This is a genomic window from Stutzerimonas sp. LR2 (assembly GCF_055755175.1).
Genome location: NZ_JBVTRR010000001.1, coordinates 645,618 through 664,301, shown reverse-complemented (window position 1 = coordinate 664,301; position 18,684 = coordinate 645,618). Strand labels below are relative to the sequence as shown.

Annotated in this window: 16 protein-coding genes; 8 read left to right on the top strand and 8 right to left on the bottom strand. The window is 64.6% G+C overall.

Annotated features, from left to right (window positions below; all coding sequences use genetic code 11):
- Positions 1-66: 66 nt before the first annotated feature.
- Together ACVRRC_RS03075 and ACVRRC_RS03070 are read right to left on the bottom strand one after the other, a co-directional pair.
- Positions 67-453 carry a response regulator gene (locus ACVRRC_RS03075; RefSeq protein WP_011911305.1) on the bottom strand — a complete coding sequence of 129 codons (387 nt, stop codon included), beginning with the start codon at positions 451-453 and terminating at the stop codon, positions 67-69.
- Positions 454-502: 49 nt separating this feature from the next.
- Positions 503-3,481, bottom strand: a complete 2,979-nt coding sequence (locus tag ACVRRC_RS03070; protein ID WP_472996613.1) for a PAS domain S-box protein — start codon at positions 3,479-3,481, stop codon at positions 503-505.
- A gap of 304 nt (positions 3,482-3,785) precedes the next feature.
- On the opposite strand from ACVRRC_RS03070, the gene desA reads away from it, so the two are divergent.
- Complete coding sequence (desA, locus tag ACVRRC_RS03065; RefSeq protein ID WP_014595344.1) at positions 3,786-4,976, top strand: delta-9 fatty acid desaturase DesA; 1,191 nt, start codon at positions 3,786-3,788, stop codon at positions 4,974-4,976.
- A gap of 128 nt (positions 4,977-5,104) precedes the next feature.
- Positions 5,105-6,103, top strand: coding sequence for a GGDEF domain-containing protein (locus tag ACVRRC_RS03060; protein ID WP_013981226.1), 999 nt, complete (start codon positions 5,105-5,107; stop codon positions 6,101-6,103).
- Positions 6,104-6,124: 21 nt separating this feature from the next.
- On the opposite strand, the gene ACVRRC_RS03055 is transcribed toward ACVRRC_RS03060, so the two are convergent.
- The 5 genes from ACVRRC_RS03055 to ACVRRC_RS03035 all read right to left on the bottom strand — a co-directional run bounded on the left by ACVRRC_RS03055 (position 6,125) and on the right by ACVRRC_RS03035 (position 10,887).
- Entirely contained in the window at positions 6,125-6,529 is a 405-nt protein-coding gene (locus ACVRRC_RS03055; protein ID WP_048328062.1) for a VOC family protein, read from the bottom strand.
- 46 nt (positions 6,530-6,575) lie between these two features.
- Positions 6,576-7,682, bottom strand: coding sequence for an agmatine deiminase (aguA, locus tag ACVRRC_RS03050; protein WP_472996612.1), 1,107 nt, complete (start codon positions 7,680-7,682; stop codon positions 6,576-6,578).
- A gap of 100 nt (positions 7,683-7,782) precedes the next feature.
- The gene (gene aguB, locus ACVRRC_RS03045) at positions 7,783-8,664 is read right to left on the bottom strand and encodes an N-carbamoylputrescine amidase (protein ID WP_013981229.1); all 882 of its coding nucleotides are present in this window, start codon (positions 8,662-8,664) and stop codon (positions 7,783-7,785) included.
- A 124-nt stretch (positions 8,665-8,788) separates the two neighbouring features.
- A complete protein-coding gene (locus ACVRRC_RS03040) occupies positions 8,789-9,439 on the bottom strand; it encodes a TetR/AcrR family transcriptional regulator (protein ID WP_011911312.1) in 651 nt (216 codons plus the stop codon).
- A 74-nt stretch (positions 9,440-9,513) separates the two neighbouring features.
- Positions 9,514-10,887, bottom strand: coding sequence for a glutamine synthetase family protein (locus tag ACVRRC_RS03035; protein ID WP_011911313.1), 1,374 nt, complete (start codon positions 10,885-10,887; stop codon positions 9,514-9,516).
- Between the two features lie 240 nt (positions 10,888-11,127).
- On the opposite strand from ACVRRC_RS03035, the gene ACVRRC_RS03030 reads away from it, so the two are divergent.
- The 4 genes from ACVRRC_RS03030 (at position 11,128) to ACVRRC_RS03015 (ending at position 16,015) form a co-directional block, all read left to right on the top strand.
- A complete protein-coding gene (locus ACVRRC_RS03030; protein WP_011911314.1) occupies positions 11,128-11,874 on the top strand; it encodes a gamma-glutamyl-gamma-aminobutyrate hydrolase family protein in 747 nt (248 codons plus the stop codon).
- Positions 11,875-11,916: 42 nt separating this feature from the next.
- Positions 11,917-13,275, top strand: a complete 1,359-nt coding sequence (locus ACVRRC_RS03025; RefSeq protein ID WP_011911315.1) for a glutamine synthetase family protein — start codon at positions 11,917-11,919, stop codon at positions 13,273-13,275.
- A gap of 67 nt (positions 13,276-13,342) precedes the next feature.
- Complete coding sequence (locus ACVRRC_RS03020; RefSeq protein WP_011911316.1) at positions 13,343-14,701, top strand: aspartate aminotransferase family protein; 1,359 nt, start codon at positions 13,343-13,345, stop codon at positions 14,699-14,701.
- Between the two features lie 216 nt (positions 14,702-14,917).
- The gene (locus ACVRRC_RS03015) at positions 14,918-16,015 is read left to right on the top strand and encodes a polyamine ABC transporter substrate-binding protein (RefSeq protein ID WP_181091985.1); all 1,098 of its coding nucleotides are present in this window, start codon (positions 14,918-14,920) and stop codon (positions 16,013-16,015) included.
- Here the strand turns inward: ACVRRC_RS03015 and ACVRRC_RS03010 are convergent.
- Positions 15,999-16,289 carry a hypothetical protein gene (locus ACVRRC_RS03010; RefSeq protein WP_020308588.1) on the bottom strand — a complete coding sequence of 97 codons (291 nt, stop codon included), beginning with the start codon at positions 16,287-16,289 and terminating at the stop codon, positions 15,999-16,001. The two genes, ACVRRC_RS03015 and ACVRRC_RS03010, sit on opposite strands and share 17 nt — an antisense overlap.
- Positions 16,290-16,292: 3 nt before the next feature.
- Between ACVRRC_RS03010 and ACVRRC_RS03005 the strand changes: the two genes are divergently transcribed.
- Entirely contained in the window at positions 16,293-17,378 is a 1,086-nt protein-coding gene (locus ACVRRC_RS03005; protein ID WP_011911318.1) for a polyamine ABC transporter substrate-binding protein, read from the top strand.
- Between the two features lie 147 nt (positions 17,379-17,525).
- Positions 17,526-18,677 (top strand): polyamine ABC transporter ATP-binding protein, encoded by a 1,152-nt coding sequence (potA, locus tag ACVRRC_RS03000; protein ID WP_011911319.1) that lies wholly within the window; start codon positions 17,526-17,528, stop codon positions 18,675-18,677.
- Positions 18,678-18,684: the final 7 nt, after the last annotated feature.

The following is an 18,684-nucleotide window of genomic DNA, read 5'->3' as shown; positions in this document are numbered from 1 at the left end:
TTGCTGGTTCGGTGAGTGGCGCACGAGCGGACAGCGTGTCGCGTCCCGGCGGATGTGCTCAGGGCCTTAGTATCGGCCAGTCAGCCAAATGCTGCGAATCTGCCCGGCCAGCTGCATCGGGTCGAAAGGTTTGACAATCACGTCGCGCGCGCCGAGCTTGCGCAGGTGCTCGATCTCGCCCGGCTGAACCTTGGCCGTCATGAATGTTACCGGAATCCGCTCCAGGTCGATTCGCTCGCGCAGCTTGAGCAGCGTCTGCGGGCCGTCCATGCCGGGCATCATCACGTCCAGCAGGATGAAGTCGGGCGCAAACGCCTCGACTTCTTCCAGCGCCTGGGCGCCGGACGAGCAGGACAGCACCTCGTAGCCGCCGATGGCTTCCAGGGCCAGTTTGGTCACGGCCTGGATCGACGGGTCGTCTTCGACATGCAGGATGCGCCTGAGCTCTGCCATTGTGCCTCCGGGGGGTCGGTTTGCCTGTGCGTCGGTCGTCATGCGCGCATCAGGGTTGGTCGGTCGCAGCCGGTGCGAGCGGCAGTTCGCACCAGAAGCAGGCGCCATGGCCGGGCTCCGAGTCGAAGCCGATCCGGCCATGCATGTGTTCGATCAGCTCCTTGCTGATCGCCAGGCCCAGTCCCGTCCCGCCCTTCTGGCGCGTGTCCGAGGAATCGGCCTGGGAAAACTTCTGGAAAATCCGTGCGTGGAACTCGGGCGCGATGCCAGGCCCCTGGTCGCGCACCCAGATCCGCACCCAGGCGCCGCGTTGCTGCGCGCCGAGCGAGACTGTTCCTCCCTCGGGTGAAAATTTGACCGCGTTGGAGATCAGATTAGCCAATACCTGCTGCAGGCGATCGTCGTCGGCGATCAGCTGCAGAGTCGGCAGCGGCTCCAGCTGCAGGTATACGCCATGCTTGGCGGCGTAGCCCTGGTTTGCCTCGGTGGCCAGCTGCATCTGCCGGACCAGTGAATGGCCGTGCAGCTGCAGCGTCATCTTGCCGGCGACCAGCTTGTCCATGTCCAGCAGGTCGTCCACCAGGCGGCCCAGGCGCAGGCTGTTCTGGTGGGCGATGGTGAGCATCTGCAGCATGGTCGGCGACGGCTCGCCCAGGGCACCGCCGACGATCAGGCCGAGGGCACCGGAGATGGAGGTCAGCGGTGTGCGCAGCTCATGGCTGACGATGGACACCAGCTCGCTCTTCATCCGCTCGATGCGTTTGCGTTCGGTGATGTCGCGCACCAGGCCGATGAACCTGCGCTCGCCGTGGTGGCTGATCTGCGAGACGCGCAGTTCGATGGTGAAGGTCTCGCCGTTGCGCCGCAGAGCGGTGAGTTCGCGGTTCTGCTCCAGCGCGCGGGAGGTGCCGCGCCGCGTGTAGTGGTCCAGGTAGCCGTCATGGGCCGAACGGTCCGGTTCGGGCATCAGCATCGAGAGGTTGCGGCCGATCACCTCGTCGCTGCGGTAGCCGAAGATCTGCTCGGCGGCGTGGTTGAAGGTTTCGATGATGCCGCGACCGTCGATGATGATGATCGCGTCGATCACGTTGTCGATCAGCATGCTCAGGTAACGCTCGCGCTCTTCCATCTCCTGCTTGGCCAGCGCCTGGTCGGTGACATCCCAGATGAAGCCGTCGCACCAGCCCACGGGGTCGTCACGCTCGCGCAGCACACGGGCCTTTTCCCGTACGTAGACGGTGCGCCCCTCGGCATTGGTGATGCGGTAGATGCGCTCGAAGCTGTCCTGCGCCGGAGATTGCTCGGCCTGCGCCTGGTCGTCCGGGTGGATCAGGCTGCCGTAGCTGCGCACACGGTCGCCGACGAAATCGCTGGCCGGGTAGCCGGTCAGGCGTTCGATGCCTTCGCTGAGGTAGCTCATGCGCCGGCGGCCATCGTTGCGGCAGCGGTAGACCACTCCCGGCAGGTTGCCAACCATGGCGCGGAAGCGGCTCTCGCTCTTCTGCAGCGCGCGGGTGGCTTCCATCAGCTCGGTGATCTCGGTGACGAAGCCGTGCCAGAGCACTGTGCCGTCCGCCAGCCGTTCGGCACTGGCGCGGCCCTCGGCCCAGAGCAGGCCACGCTGCGGATGCTGGATGCGGAACTCGACCGCGCCGCTGCCCGGATGCACGGCCAGGCGCAGCAATGCGCGATGCAGGCGTGGCAAGTCCTGCGGGTGAACGTGGACCAGCGCCTGGGCGGCGTCCTCCAGCAGCCGTTGCGGCTCGATGCCGTACAGCTCGCGGGCGCCTTCGCTGGCGTAGAGAAACGCATAGCGGCCATTGGCGAAGCGCTTGAGCTGGAACACCATGCCCGGTAGCAGACTGGCGATTTTCTGGGCGCGGTCGAGCAGGCGCTGGCGTCGGCGGTTCTGCTGCTGCTGGGCGAACTGATACTGCTGTTGCACGCTGATGCGCCGTTGCAGGAGGAACGCGAGCACCAGCAGCAGCGCCTCGGCGACCAGCCAGGCCAGGCCCCACTTGATCAGCAGACGGCGTTCGGCCTGCAGGTGTTCGCCCTGCATGGCGCTGATGTCGCGCCAGGCCAGCGCTGCCGCCAGGGGTGGCGTGGACGGCTCGGTCTGCTGCTCATCGTGCAGGGGAATCTGGTTGAGTATGTAGCTGCGCCCGTCGGCATCGAGCAGTCGCGAATCCTTGCCGCTGCCCGGCTCCGGCAGCACGCCCGCCTGGGCCCAGTGCAGCACCTGCGTCGCCGAATGGCCGATCAGCAGCCAGTCACTGCCCTCGCTCAGCTGGACCCCGCTGGGAGGTGTCGTCTGGCTCGCCTGCAGCGCCTCGCGGTTGACGATAAGGGCCAGGCCGGCGGCCAGCTGCGCACTCAGGTCGGGCAGTTCCGGCAATACGTTGTAGCCCACCTCCAGCGCACCGATGACTTCGCTGTCCTGCCGGTCCACGGCGCGCAGCGGCACGATGGCCCGGCTGCTGGCGCCGAGGGCGTCGACTTCCAGGCCGAACTGTTCGATGCCGTCGCGCAGTACCCGTTGCAGCATCGGTCGCTGTGCGGCCTGAGTGTCGCCGAAGCGCTCCGGTTGCTGCATGCGCAGTACGGTGACCCCGGCGTCGCCCCAGAATAGCTGCAGCTGCAGCGCCTGATGGCGCTGCATCGAGCGCCAGGCTGGGGTCAGCGCCGCACGCAGCCGCTGGCGCGAGCGCTCAAGGCGGGGATCGTCGAGGGAGCGGCCATCACGTAGCGCGGCATCGATCAGGCGCATCTGGCGCAGCACCTCAGCGTTGCCGGCCAGGGCGGTGGCGACCATGTCCGCCTGGCGCCGCTGATTGAGCTGCGCGCTCTGCAGCGCCAGGCTCTGCAGCTCGCCGTGCGTCTCGATCTCCAGATGCCAGGCGACATCGCGGGCGCGGTAGTCATTGAACGCGAGGCTGCCGAACAGCAGCACGAGCAGCAGACTGCCGAGGCCGAAGATCCATCTGGGGGTGGAGAGGTCGGCGCTGTTCATCCGCGGGCCGGCCATGGGTGCGAGGTGCTGCGCTCGACGTACGACATAGGCATGAGCCGCAACTTTCCAGGGAAAAAAAGAAACAATGATAGCTCTATGCCAGCATCGCCGATAGCGCCTTTCCCGCTCGGTCGTCGGCGCTTCGGCTGCCCACCTCGAGCGTAGCGATTGCAGCCGAAGCTGGCTAAAAAAGCACCAGTTTTTAGACGGTCGGTCAGCCCTCGTTCTGGACTCGTGATGGGCTGATGTTAGTCTGCAGGCAGGTGAACGCCGGCGAAGGTCTCGTCAGCGCACCGTCATCATGAGGCACCCCGTTACCATGTGGCATACCGGCTTACTCGACCTGTCGATCTGGCAGCTCATCGCGACCACGCTGCTGCTGACTCACGTCACCATCGTCAGCGTCACGGTCTACCTGCATCGCTACTCGGCGCATCGCGCGCTGGAGCTGCACCCGGCGCTCAAGCACTTCTTCCGTTTCTGGCTGTGGCTGACCACGGCGATGAACACCCGCGAGTGGACCGCCATCCACCGCAAGCACCACGCCAAATGCGAAACCCCGGACGACCCGCACAGCCCGGTGCACAAGGGCCTGGCCACGGTGGTGCGCAAGGGCGCCGAGCTGTACATGGCCGAGGCGAAGAACGAGGAAACCCTGCGCATCTACGGCAAGAACTGCCCGGATGACTGGGTCGAGCGCAACCTCTATTCCCGCTTCCCCAACCTCGGCATCGTGCTGATGCTGGCCATCGACCTGGCCCTGTTCGGCGCCCTCGGCCTGACGGTGTGGGCGGTGCAGATGATCTGGATTCCGTTCTGGGCCGCCGGCGTGGTCAACGGCCTCGGCCATGCGGTCGGCTATCGCAACTTCGAATGCCGCGACGCCGCGACCAATCTGGTGCCCTGGGGCATCCTCATCGGTGGCGAGGAACTGCACAACAACCATCACACCTATCCCAACTCGGCCAAGCTCTCGGTACGCAAGTGGGAGTTCGACATGGGCTGGGCCTGGATTCGCCTGTTCAGCCTGCTCGGCCTGGCCAAGGTCAACCGCACCGCGCCCATCGCCCATCGCATCGAGGGCAAGCAGCAGCTGGACATGGACAGCGCCATGGCGATCCTCAACAACCGCTTCCAGATCATGGCGCAGTACCGCAAGCTGGTGATCGTGCCGCTGGTGCGCCAGGAGCTCAGCCGAGCCGACGCGACGCTGCGGCACCAGCTGCGCCGTGCCAAGCGCCTGCTGACCCGCGAGCCGAGCCTGCTGCAGCAGGAGCAGCAGGCGCATATCGATGTCATGCTCGCGCAAAGTCAGGCGCTCAAGGTGATCTACGAGAAGCGCCTGGCGCTGCAGCAGATCTGGAGCAAGACCAGCGCCAACGGCCACGACATGCTCGCCGCGATCAAGCAATGGGTGCACGAGGCCGAGGCCAGCGGCATCCAGTCCCTGCGCGATTTCGCCGAGCACCTGCGCACCTATTCCCTGCGACCGTCCGTCACCCCCGCCTGACCTCTGATCGGCTCCTTCGCCGGGCGCTGCGGCGCCCGGAACTTTGCGCCTTGGCGCCTCTCTGAACAGCATTCTTTAATCCATGCAGTACCGCTGCCACGCGCGGCGGTCGTTTCAGGAAGAAGGCTATGCGGCTTGCGAGCAAGCAGGGTGAGGCGGGAATGAGAATGTCGCCGGGCGGGGATGCGCAGACGTTGCTGGCGCTGATGCACGCGCGGGCAGAGGTCGCCCGGCTGGGTGAGCGCGAACAGCTGTTCAGCACGCTCATGGGCGGTGTGAATGCGGTGCTCTGGGCGTTCGACTGGCAGGCGCAGCGGATGATCTACGTCAGCCCGGCCTACGAACGTATTTTCGGCCGCTCACCGGCCCTGCTGCTGGCCGATTACGGCGAATGGCGCAACGCGATCTACCCCGACGACGTGGAGTACGCCCAGAAGAGCATGCTCGCCGTGCTCGACGAGGGCGCCGTGGAAACCCGCGAGTACCGCATCATTCGCGGTGACGGGCAGCTGCGCTGGCTGAGCGACAAGTGCTTCCTCGGCCGTCCGGGCGAGAACGGGCAGAGTCCGATCATCGTCGGCATTGCCGAGGACATTACCGAGAAGAAGCAGCTCGAGGGCGAGCTGCAGCGCCTGGCGACCACCGACGTGCTGACCCAGAGCAGCAACCGCCGGCACTTCTTCGAGTGCGCGCGAATCGAATTCGAACGCGCCCGGCAGTTCGCCTCGTCGCTGGCGTTCCTGCTGCTGGACATCGACGACTTCAAGCGCATCAACGATACCCACGGCCACCAGATGGGCGATCAGGTGCTGCAGAAGGTCGCCCGCTGCGGCGCCGCCGTGCTGCGCCAGAGCGACCTGTTCGGCCGTATCGGTGGCGAGGAGTTCGCCGCCGTGCTGCCGGGTTGTCAGCCGGACCTGGCCGAGCAGATCGCCGAGCGTCTGCAGCGCGAGATCGAACGGGTGGTGTTCACCGCCGAGAACGGCGAGCGCTTCCGCGTCACCGCCAGCCTGGGCCTGACCTACCTGAGGGCCAGCGACGCAGAACTCAGCGCCGTCTTCGCCCGTGCCGATGCGGCGATGTACACCGCCAAGCGCCTCGGCAAGAATCAGGTCATCGTCGGCTGAACCGCATCGCGCTCGACGGCTCTAGTCGAGCCGCTCGTCATAGCCGCGACCGAGAAACTGGATCAGGCAGAAGCCGTGACCAAAGGGGTCGGCCAGCAACGCCAGCCGGCCCCAGCTTTCGGTCGTGATGGGCTTCTCCAGCCGCGCACCCAGGGCCATCGCCTTCGCGGTGACGGACTCGATATCCTCGACGACGAAGTCCAGATGCACCGGCGTCCAGTGGCGTCCGTAATGGCGGTGCTGGTTGCCCTCGGGCGTCGCAGCGCTGCCGGCGTCCTTGTGCAGCAGGTAGATGGGCGCCGGCCCGCCGAGCAACTCCACGGCGAACCCGCCGAGTCGGCGCCCGACCTGCAGGCCGAACAGCGAGCTGTAGAAGTCCACGCCCCGCTCCAGGTCGTCGACGTCCAGGTTGACCAGAAAGTCCATCGGACCCTCCCTGCCTGGGCCAGCGCCCAGGCGCGTCGTTTCGCCCTCAGCGTACGAAGGGCGCCGGTTGCTGCTGGGTGATGCAGTGGATGTTGCCACCGCCCAGGAGAATCTCCCGGCCCGGTACCATGACCACGTCGTGCTCGGGGAACACCTCGCGCAGGATGCGCTCGGCTTCGCCGTCCAGCGGATCGCCGAAGGCCGGTGCGATGATGCCGCCGTTGACGATCAGGAAGTTCACGTAGCTGCCCGCCAGACGGATAGACGGATCGCGCAGCTGGCTGCCATCCAGCGCCACGACACCGGCGCACTCGGCGTCCGACGCATGCAGCGGGCCGGGGATCGGGATCTTGTGCACGATCAGCGCGCGACCCTTGGCGTCGCGTGCGCGCTGCAACACCGCCATGGCGGCCTGGCAGCGTGCGTAGTTCGGGTCGTTGGCGTCGTCGGTCCAGGCCAGCAGCACTTCGCCCGGGCGGACGAAGCAGCAGAAGTTGTCGACGTGGCCGTCGGTTTCGTCGTTGAACAGGCCGTGGGGCAGCCAGATGATGCTGTCGACCGCCAGGTGCTCGCGCAGGACCGCCTCGATCTGCTCGCGGGACAGATGCGGGTTGCGGTTGCGGTTGAGCAGGCACTCCTCGGTGGTGATCAGCGTGCCTTCGCCGTCGACGTGGATCGAGCCGCCCTCCAGCACGAAACCTTCGGTGCGATAGCGATCGCAGTACTCGATCTCGAGGATCTTGCGCGCCACCTCGTCGTCGCGTTGCCAGTCGGCGTAGAGCCCGCCGTCTTCGCCACCCCAGGCATTGAAGGTCCAGTCGACGCCGCGCAGGCCGCCGTTGTCGTCGATGACGAAGGTCGGCCCGGTGTCACGCACCCAGGCGTCGTCGGTGCTCATTTCCACCACGCGGATGCGCGGGTCATCCAGTGCGGCGCGCGCCGCCAGGTACTGCTCGGCGCTGGCGCAGACGGTCACCGGCTCGAAACGGGCGATCGCCTTGGCGACGGCGGCGAAGGCCGCCTGCGCCGGCGCCGCGTTGTCCCGCCAGTTGTCCGGGCGCTGCGGCCAGACCATCCAGGTCTGGCTGTGCGGCGCCCATTCGGCGGGCATGTAGTAACCATCTTGGCGAGGGGTGCTGGTCAGGGTGGTCATGGCGATGTCCGTGAAGGGTGGAAACGGCCGCGGGCCTTTCCACCGCCGAAGTCCGACGGTGGAAAGTGCGGCGCGCTTTCGAGCTATGAAGGTCTGCTGATCACTCGGACGGCAGCGAGCCGTCGAGGGTCTTGATCGAGCCGTACAGGTTCGGCCGGCGATCGCGGAACACGCCCCAGGCGCTGCGGATGTGCTCCAGCTGGTCGAGGTCGAAGCTGTGCACCAGCACGCCCTCGCTGGTTTCATCCATCTCCTCGACCTTGGCGCCGAACTGGTCGGCGATGAACGAGGAGCCGTAGAAGGTGATGTCGTAGCCGTCCTGCTCCTCGCGGCCGATGCGGTTGCTGGCGATCAGCGGCATCAGGTTGGCGCCAGCATGGCCCTGTTGCACGCGCTGCCAATGGTCGCGGGACGTGATGCTCGCATCGTGCGGCTCGCTGCCGATGGCGGTCGGGTAGAACAGCAGTTCTGCACCCATCAGCGCCATGCTGCGGGCGGTCTCGGGGAACCACTGGTCCCAGCAGATGGCCACGCCGATCCTGGCGTAGCGGGTGTTCCATACCTTGAAGCCGGTGTCGCCCGGGTTGAAATAGTACTTCTCGTGGTAGCCGGGGCCGTCCGGGATGTGGCTCTTGCGGTAGACGCCAAGCAACCTGCCGTCGGCATCGATGATGGCGATGGAGTTGAAGCGTGCCCGCCCGGCCAGCTCGAAGAAGCTGATCGGCAGCACCACCTGCAGTTCGGCGGCGAGCTTCTGGAAATGCTGGATCGCCGGGTTCTGCTCCACCGGGGTCGCCAGCTGCAGGTATTGCGGATTGGGCTTCTGGCAGAAGTACGGGGTCTCGAACAGCTCCTGGATCAGGATGATTTGCGCGCCCTTGGCGGCGGCCTCGCGCACCAGCCTGTCGGCATTGGCGATGTTGGCCTGGCGATCCCAGGAACAGGCCATCTGGGTGGCGGCTACGGTAACGACTCGGGACATGGAAACCTCGCGGCGTTGATGGGCGGCTATCGAAGGCGCAAATTTATTCGATAGTTATCCGGATTGATAGAGGCTTTGGAGCTCAGAAGATCAAATGAAGCGGCCGTTTATCGATATTTATCGGTCAGCGTTCCGCCTGTTCCCGCTTCGGCAACCAGGGCGGCAGGTACAGGCCGAGATAGGCATCGAACACCCGCATGCCTTCCTCGGCCATGCGCGGCGTCAGGCTGCCGTACAGCTGTATGGATCGAGCATAGACGCGGTCGCCAAGTTCCAGGGCCAGGGCGAATACATCGATGTCCTGCGGCAGCGGAGGCAGGGCGAAATGCCGCTCGAACACCGCCTGCATGGCCTGGCCGAGTTCCAGATCCAGGCGCTGGTCGGTCTGGGTGACTTCACCGAGACCGTGTTGCGCCAGAATCAGCTGGCGCGCGGCGCTGTCCTGCTGATAGATCGCCAGCATGCGCTGTTCGATCAGGCGAGAGAGGTCGTGCCAGCTGCCCAGGCTGTCATGCTCGATGGGCCGTTCCAGGCTGGCCCGGAAGGCGGCGTGCACGTCCGCCGTCAGTGCGGCCAGCAGCGCCGGCACACCGGAAAAGAAATGATAGACGGAAGAGGGGGGAATGCCGGCGTGCTCGGCCACGGCATACACCGATAGCGTCGCAGCGCCCTGCTCGGCGAGCAGTTCGCGGGCGCTGGCGAGGATCTGGCGAATGCGCGCCTGGCTGCTGGCGCGCGGTCGGCGACTGGCGGTCGCGGGGCTGGGCTTGGTCATCGGCCTATTTGAAGCCAGCCTGGCGGCGGATGCAAACCGCCATGGCGGTCGCTCCGCAGCACGCCGGCTCGCGGCTAGACGGTATGCAGATACCAGTTGTACTCGAGGTCCGAGATCGAATGCTCGAACTCGGCGAGTTCGCTCTCCTTGCAGGCGACGAAGATGTCGATGTAATCGGGGCTGATGTAGCGCGCCATGATCTCGCTGTCGTCCAGCTCGCGCAGGGCGTCGCGCAGGTTGGTCGGCAGGCTCTGCTCGACCTGCTCGTAGGAATTGCCTTCGATGGGGTCATCCGGCTCGATCTTGTTGGTCAGGCCGTGGTGCACCCCGGCGAGAATGCCGGCGAGCAGCAGGTAGGGGTTGGCGTCGGCACCGGCGACCCGGTGTTCGATGCGTACCGCGTCCGGGCTGTCGGTCGGCACGCGCAGTGCCACGGTGCGGTTGTCCATGCCCCAGCAAGGCGCGTTGGGCACGTAGAACTGAGCGCCGAAACGGCGATAGGAATTCACGTTGGGGCAGAGGAAGGCCATCGAGGCCGCCATGGTCTGCTGCAGGCCGCCGATGGCGTGGCGCAGCGGCTGGCTGTCCAGCGGATTGTCGGTGGCGAATATATTGTTGCCATTCTTGTCGAGCAGCGAGATGTGCACATGCAGACCGTTGCCGGCCTGGCCTGGGTAAGGCTTGGCCATGAAGGTCGTGTCCATCTCGTGGTCGTAGGCGATGTTCTTGATCAGCCGCTTCAGCAGCACCGCGTAGTCGCATGCCTTGATCGGGTCGGCGACGTGGTGGAGGTTGACCTCGAACTGCGCCGGGGCGCTTTCCTTCACGATGGCATCGGCCGGGATGCCCTGTTCCTTGGCGCCTTCGAGAATGTCCTGCAGGCAGTCGACGTACTCGTCCAGGTCGTCGATCAGATAGACCTGGGTCGAGTGCGGGCGCTTGCCGGAGATCGGCGAGCGCGGCGGCTGCGGCCGGCCGTTGATGTTCTCCTGGTCGATCAGATAGAACTCCAACTCGAATGCGGCGCAGATGGTCAGGCCCAGCTCGTCGAACTTGCTCACCACCTGGCGCAGCACCTCGCGTGGGTCGGCGAAGAACGGTGCGCCGTCGCGCTCGTGCATGGTCATCAGCAGCTGCGCGGTGGGGCGCTTCTGCCAGGGTTCCTTGGACAGGGTGTTGGGAATCGGGAAGCAGATGCGGTCGGAGTCGCCGATGTCCATGCCAAGGCCCGTGCTTTCCACGGTGATGCCGTTGATATCCAGGGCGAACAGCGAGGCGGGGAGGTTGATGCCCTTCTCGTAGACCTTGTGCAGGCTGGCGCGCTCGATGCGCTTGCCGCGCACGACTCCGTTCATGTCGGTGATCAGCAGATCGACGTACTGAACCTCCGGATGTTCCTTGAGAAATGCGTTAGCTTCGTTGAGCTGAACGGCACGCGGCGGGGCCATGATGAATTACCTTAATTGTTAAAAATTTCAATCATCAGATGCTTGTCTGGGAGTCAATCGAAAAGCCTGTTCACTGTCAATAGTAGCCGGCCGGCGCCCCATGAGTGCCCATGCTGGGCCTTTTTTGGGGCATCTGCCGTGTGTGTCGAGCGTGGCGCACGCGGCTGAAGTTCGGGCTATTGTCTATAAAAATGAACAAGACTACTCTCCGATATGCCCCATTCGAACGACGAGTATCCCATGTCGCGTAAGCCTCTGATCGGCGTATCGGCCTGTACCAAGCAGATCGGCCACCACAGCTTTCATATCGCCGGCGACAAGTACCTGCGTGCCGCGGCGATCGCCGGCGTGCCGCTGGTGATCCCGGCGCTGGACGAGCTGATCGATCCGGCAACGCTGCTGGAAAGCTTCGACGGCCTGCTGTTCACCGGCTCGCCGTCCAATGTCGAGCCGCATCACTATGGCGGCCCGGCGAGCGAGCCGGGCACCCATCATGATCCGTTTCGCGACCGCCTCACCCTGCCGCTGATTCGCGCGGCGGTGGATGCCGGCATTCCGGTGTTCGGCATCTGCCGAGGATTCCAGGAGATGAACGTGGCGTTTGGCGGCAGCCTGCACCAGAAGGTTCACGAAGCCGGGCTCTATCAGGACCACCGCGAGCGCCCGGACGATCCGCTGGAGGTGCAGTACGGCCTCAGCCATGCGCTGCACGTGCAGCCTGGTGGGCTGCTCGAGCGCCTTGGCTTGCCGGCGCAGATCCAGGTCAATTCGGTGCATGGGCAGGGTGTCGAGCGTCTCGGCGCTGGTCTGCGCATCGAGGCGCTGGCTCCCGACGGGCTGATCGAGGCATTTTCCGTCGAGGCTGCACAGAGCTTCGCCCTTGGCGTGCAATGGCATCCGGAATGGCAGGTCCAATCGCATCCACATTATCTGGCGCTGTTCCGCGGCTTCGCCGAGGCCTGCCAGGCACGCGCACGACAACGCTGAGGCCGACCCTGTACGGCCATTTCCCAGCAACCCGAGGTCAACATGAGTATCCAGCTCGACCAGCTCACCGGCTGGCTGAAAGAACGCAAGATCACCGAAGTGGAATGCCTGATCAGCGACCTGACCGGGATCGCCCGCGGCAAGATTTCACCGACCAACAAGTTTCTCGACGAGAAGGGCATGCGCCTGCCGGAAAGCGTGCTGCTGCAGACCGTGACCGGTGACTATGTCGAGGACGATATCTACTACGAGCTGCTCGACCCGGCGGACATCGACATGTTCTGCCGGCCCGACCCGAACGCGGTGTTCCTCGTGCCCTGGGCCATCGAGCCCACCGCGCAGGTGATCCACGACACCTACGACAAGATGGGCAACCCTATCGAGCTGTCGCCGCGCAACATCCTCAAGCGTGTGCTGAAGATGTATGCCGATCGTGGCTGGCAGCCCATCGTCGCGCCGGAGATGGAGTTCTACCTGACCAAGCGCTGCGAGGACCCGGACCTGCCGTTCCAGCCGCCGATCGGCCGTTCCGGTAGACAGGAGACCGGGCGTCAGTCGTTCTCCATCGACGCCGCCAACGAATTCGACCCGCTGTTCGAGGACATGTACGACTGGTGCGAGGCTCAAGGCCTGGATCTGGACACCCTGATCCACGAAGAAGGCACCGCGCAGATGGAGATCAACTTCCGTCACGGCGAGGCGCTGCACCTGGCCGACCAGATCTTGGTGTTCAAGCGCACCATGCGCGAGGCGGCGCTCAAGCACAACGTCGCCGCCACCTTCATGGCCAAGCCGATGACCGGTGAGCCGGGCAGCGCGATGCACCTGCACCAGAGCGTCATCGACCTCAACACCGGGCGTAACATCTTCTCCAACGACGACGGCTCCATGAGCCAGCTGTTCCTGCACCACGTCGGCGGCCTGCAGAAGTACATCCCCGAGCTGCTGCCGATGTTCGCGCCCAACGTCAACTCGTTCCGCCGCTTCCTGCCCGATACCTCGGCGCCCGTGAACGTGGAATGGGGCGAAGAGAACCGTACCGTGGGCCTGCGCGTGCCGGATTCCGATCCGCAGAACCGCCGTGTCGAGAACCGCCTGGCAGGCGCGGACGCGAACCCCTATCTGGCCATCGCCGCGAGCCTGCTGTGCGGCTACATCGGCATGGTCGAGCAGCTGCCACCGAGCCAGCCGGTCAAGGGCCGCGGCTACGAGCGGCGCAACCTGCGCCTGCCGCTGACCTTGGAAGCGGCGCTGGAGCGGATGGAAACCTGCCGCGAGCTGGAGAAGTACCTTAGCCCGAAATTTATCACTGGCTACGTCGCGGTCAAGCGCGCCGAGCAGGAGAACTACCACCGGGTGATCAGCTCCTGGGAGCGGGAATTCCTGATGCTCTCGGTGTAAGCAAGCGCAGGGTGGGCCGGCCCGTTGCCGGTCCACCGACCCCACAATACTGGCTAAGAGGTGACTGATGAGCGATTCGCAAACCCTGCACTGGCAAGCGCTGAGCCGTGACCACCACCTGCCGCCCTTCACCGACTACAAGGCGCTCAACGCCAAGGGCACGCGCATCATCACCCGGGCGTCCGGCGTCTACCTGTGGGACAGCGAGGGGCACAAGATCCTCGACGCCATGGCCGGGCTCTGGTGCGTCAACGTCGGTTATGGCCGCGAAGAGCTGATCGAGGCGGCGACCCGGCAGATGCGCGAGCTGCCTTACTACAACCTGTTCTTCCAGACCGCGCATCCGCCCGCCGTGGCCCTGGCCAAGGCCATCGCCGACATTGCCCCGGCCGGCATGAACCATGTGTTCTTCACCGGTTCCGGCTCCGAGTCCAACGACACGGTGCTGCGCATGGTGCGCCATTACTGGGCGGTCAAGGGTCAGCCGGAGAAGAAGGTGATCATCGGCCGCTGGAACGGCTACCACGGCTCCACCGTCGCCGGTGCCAGCCTCGGCGGCATGAAGGCCATGCACGAGCAGGGCGACTTCCCGATTCCCGGCATCGAGCACATCGACCAGCCCTACTGGTACGGCGAAGGCGGTGACATGAGTCCGGAGGAGTTCGGCGTGCGTGTCGCCGATCAGCTGGAGCAGAAGATTCTCGAAGTCGGCGAGGACAAGGTAGCTGCCTTCATCGCCGAGCCGATCCAGGGCGCGGGCGGCGTCATCATTCCGCCGGCCAGCTACTGGCCGCGAGTCAAGGAAATCCTCGCGCGCTACGACATCCTTTTCATCGCCGACGAGGTGATCTGCGGCTTCGGCCGTACCGGCGAGTGGTTCGGCAGCGATTATTACGGTCTCGCGCCCGATCTGATGCCCATCGCCAAGGGCCTGACGTCCGGCTACATCCCCATGGGCGGGGTCATCGTGCGCGACGAAGTGGTGCAGACGCTCAACGAGGGCGGCGAGTTCTATCACGGTTTCACCTATTCGGGGCACCCGGTGGCCGCCGCGGTGGCGCTGGAGAACATCCGCATCCTGCGCGAGGAGAAGATCGTCGAGCGGGTGAAGAGCAAGACGGCACCCTATTTGCAATCCCGCTGGCAGGAACTGGTCGAGCATCCGCTGGTGGGCGAAGCCCGCGGCGTCGGCCTGCTCGGCGCGCTGGAGCTGGTGAAGAACAAGAAGACCCGCGAACGCTTCGCTGATGCCGGCGTGGGCATGCGCTGCCGCGAGCACTGCTTCCGCAACGGCCTGGTGATGCGCGCGGTCGGCGACACCATGATCATCTCGCCGCCGCTAGTGATCAGCGAGGAGCAGATCGACGAGCTGATCGGCAAGGTGCGTCTGTGTCTGGATGCGACAGCCAAGGATGTGCTGGGCTGAGCGGTGCGGCCGGCGCTGGCTGGGCTAAGGTTGACGAATGCCGGCCGTGTGCGTTCGGGTTGTTGAAAAGACGGCCCCGACCTTGCCAGACTGCGCGCGTGCTGAAGGCTAGCCCTGCCCAGGGGTGTGTCGAGCCGGCACACCGCCAGGCCGCCGCGCGGTACATGGCCTGTTCCACTGCCCCGACATTAATGATGACAAACAGGAGCTGCACGGATGAATCTCTTCGCCAAGACCCTACTTGCCATGACGCTGGCCGGCACCGTTGCCGGGGCTGCGCAGGCCCAGGAAAAGGTGCTGCACGTCTATAACTGGTCCGACTATATCGCCGAAGACACCCTGGAGAATTTCACCAAGGAAACCGGCATCAAGGTCGTCTACGACGTCTTCGACAGCAACGAGGTGCTGGAAGCCAAGCTGCTGGCCGGTAGCTCCGGTTACGACGTGGTGGTGCCGTCCAACCCGTTCCTCGCCAAGCAGATCAAGGCCGGTGTGTTCCAGAAGCTGGACAAGTCCAAGCTGCCGAACTGGGAAAACCTCGACAAGGACCTGCTCAAGGCGCTGGATTCGAGCGACCCGGGCAACCAGTACTCGATTCCCTACATGTGGGGCACCATCGGCATCGGCTACAACGTCGACAAGGTCAAGGCCGCGCTGGGCGACAACGCGCCGGTGGACTCCTGGGACCTGGTGTTCAAGCCGGAGAACATCGAGAAGCTGAAGTCCTGTGGCGTCGCCTTCCTCGACTCGCCCACCGAGATGCTGCCGGCGGCGCTGCATTACCTCGGCTACGCGACCGACAGCGGCAAGGCCGATGAGCTGAAGAAGGCCGAAGACCTGTTCATGCAGATCCGTCCGCACGTCGCCTACTTCCATTCGTCCAAGTACATCTCGGATCTGGCCAACGGCAACATCTGCGTGGCGATCGGCTACTCCGGCGACATCTATCAGGGCAAGTCGCGCGCCGAGGAAGCGGCCAACGGCGTCAACGTCGGCTACAAGATTCCGAAAGAAGGTGCCGGCAGCTTCTTCGACATGCTGGCGGTGCCGGCCGACGCGAAGAACGTCGAGAACGCCCACGTCTTCCTCAACTACCTGATGAAGCCGGACGTGATGGCCTCCATCACCAACTACGTGCAGTTCCCCAACGGCAACGCCGCGGCCACTCCGCTGCTGGATGAAGCCATCCGTACCGACGAGGGCATCTACCCGAGCCAGGCGGTGCTGCAGAAGCTCTACACCTTCCCCGATCTGGATCCGAAGACCCAGCGCGCCATGACCCGCAGCTGGACCAAGATCAAGTCCGGACGTTGATACCGCCAGGCTTTCGCGCCGGGCTCGCGCCCGTCGTGAAAGCCGGCCAATCGACCGGCAGCGCCGGTGCCGTGAGGTTCGCACCGGCGCTGCCAATGCGAGGAACAACAATGACAACGACTTCCCCGCTGCCCGTCGCAAGCCCCTGCGTCTGCGCATGCATCGCGCCGACCGCTTTCGTCATCTCAAATTTGTTGATTTTCAGAGGTTTTTCCAATAAATAGCCCGCCTTTCCCGCCGGGATCATGCGCGGCCGCAAAAGAAGAGGACTCATCCCATGCGCTCGACCCTCAAGTCGCTGATCGTCGCCGCTGCCGTCGCCGGTGCGGCCACCGCCCAGGCCGCCTCGGTGCACGTCTACAACTGGTCGGATTACATCGGCGAAACGACGCTGGAAGAGTTCGAGAAGGAAACCGGTATCAAGCCGGTCTATGACGTCTTCGATTCCAACGAAACCCTGGAAGGCAAGTTGCTCGCCGGCCGCAGTGGCTATGACGTAGTGGTGCCTTCCAACCATTTCCTCGGCAAGCAGATCCGTGCCGGTGCATTCCAGCAGCTGGACAAGAGCAAGCTGCCGAACTGGGAAAACCTCGATCCGTCACTGCTCAAGCAGCTGCAGAAGAACGATCCCGGCAATGCCCATGCGGCGCCCTATCTGTGGGGCACCAACGGCATCGGCTACAACGTCGAAAAGGTCAAGGCCGCGCTTGGTGTCGACAAGATCGACTCCTGGTCGGTGCTGTTCGAGCCTGAAAATGCGCAGAAGCTTGCCAGTTGTGGCATCGCCTTTCTGGACTCGGCGGACGAGATGATTCCCGCCATGCTCAACTACCTGGGCCTGGACCCCAACAGCGAGAATGCCGCGGACTACCAGAAGGCCGAGGAGAAACTGCTGGCCGTGCGTCCGCATGTGCGCTATTTCCACTCGTCGAAGTACATTTCTGATCTCGCCAATGGCAATATCTGCGTCGCTGCCGGGTTCTCCGGTGACGTGTTCCAGGCCGCCGCCCGCGCCGAGGAAGCCGGCAAGGGCATCGAGATTGCCTACGCCATTCCCAAGGAGGGCGGCAACCTCTGGTTCGACATGCTGGCGATCCCCGCCGATGCCAGCAACGTCGAGGAAGCCCACGCATTCATCAACTACCTGCTGCGCCCCGAGGTGATTGCCGCGGTGAGCGACTACGTCGGTTACGCCAACCCCAACCTCAAGGCGAGCGAACTGATGGATCAGGAAGTCCGTGAGGATGCCTCGGTATATCCGCCGCAGGAAGTACTGGACCGTCTGTATGTCTCGGCCGAGCTGCCGCCCAAGATTCAACGTTTGATGACCCGCACCTGGACCAAGGTGAAATCCGGCAAGTGAACCCCGGAGCCCGACCCGTCGAGCGCCCCATGGCGGCCGTGACGCGGGAAGGACATTGAAGGGTGCGTCTGACGACGCGCCCGCAGCAACGACTCATAGATAGCCCGGCTCTGGCCGGCCAACTTTTTTCATTTCGGGAGTTCGCGCATGGCCGTTGCCTCCAGCGCCTACAAGAAGGCCCTCAGTGGCGAGAGCAAGAACAAGCAGGTGCTGCTGAAGATCGATCGCGTCACCAAGAAGTTCGACGAAACGGTGGCGGTCGATGACGTCTCGCTGAGCATTCATCAGGGCGAGATCTTCGCGCTGCTGGGCGGTTCCGGCTCGGGCAAGTCGACCCTGCTGCGCATGCTGGCGGGCTTCGAGCGACCCACCGAAGGGCGCATCTTCCTGGATGGCCAGGACATCACCGACATGCCGCCGTACGAGCGGCCGATCAACATGATGTTCCAGTCCTATGCCCTGTTCCCGCACATGACCGTTGAGCAGAACATCGCCTTCGGTCTCAAGCAGGACGGTCTGCCGAAGGCCGAGATCGAGGAGCGGGTCAAGGAAATGCTCGGTCTGGTGCAGATGACCCAGTACGCCAAGCGCAAACCGCATCAGCTCTCTGGTGGCCAGCGCCAGCGCGTCGCCCTGGCGCGCTCGCTGGCCAAGCGCCCGAAACTGCTGCTGCTCGACGAGCCGATGGGCGCCTTGGACAAGAAGCTGCGCTCGCAGATGCAACTGGAACTGGTACAGATCATCGAGCGCGTCGGCGTGACCTGCGTGATGGTGACCCACGACCAGGAAGAGGCCATGACCATGGCCGAGCGCATCGCCATCATGCATCAGGGCTGGATCGCCCAGGTCGGCAGCCCGATGGACATCTACGAGACGCCGGCCAGTCGCCTGGTCTGCGAGTTCATCGGCAACGTCAACCTGTTCGAGGGCGAGCTGGTGGAAGACATGGGCGACCACGCGATCATCGCCTCGCCCGGACTGGACAATCCGATCTACGTTGGCCACGGCATCAGCACCCGTGCGCAGGACAAGCACATCACCTACGCCCTGCGCCCGGAAAAGCTGCTGATCGGCACCGAGCTGCCGGAACTGGAGCGTCCGGGCTACAACTGGGCCAAGGGCGTCGTGCACGACATCGCCTACCTGGGCGGTCATTCGGTGTACTACATCAAGCTACCGTCCGGTGGTGTGCTGCAGGCCTTCATGGCCAACGCCGAGCGCCATGTGAAACTGCCGACCTGGGAGGAAGAGGTGTACGTCTACTGGTGGGATGACAGCGGCGTGGTGCTGCAGGCATGAGCCGCTC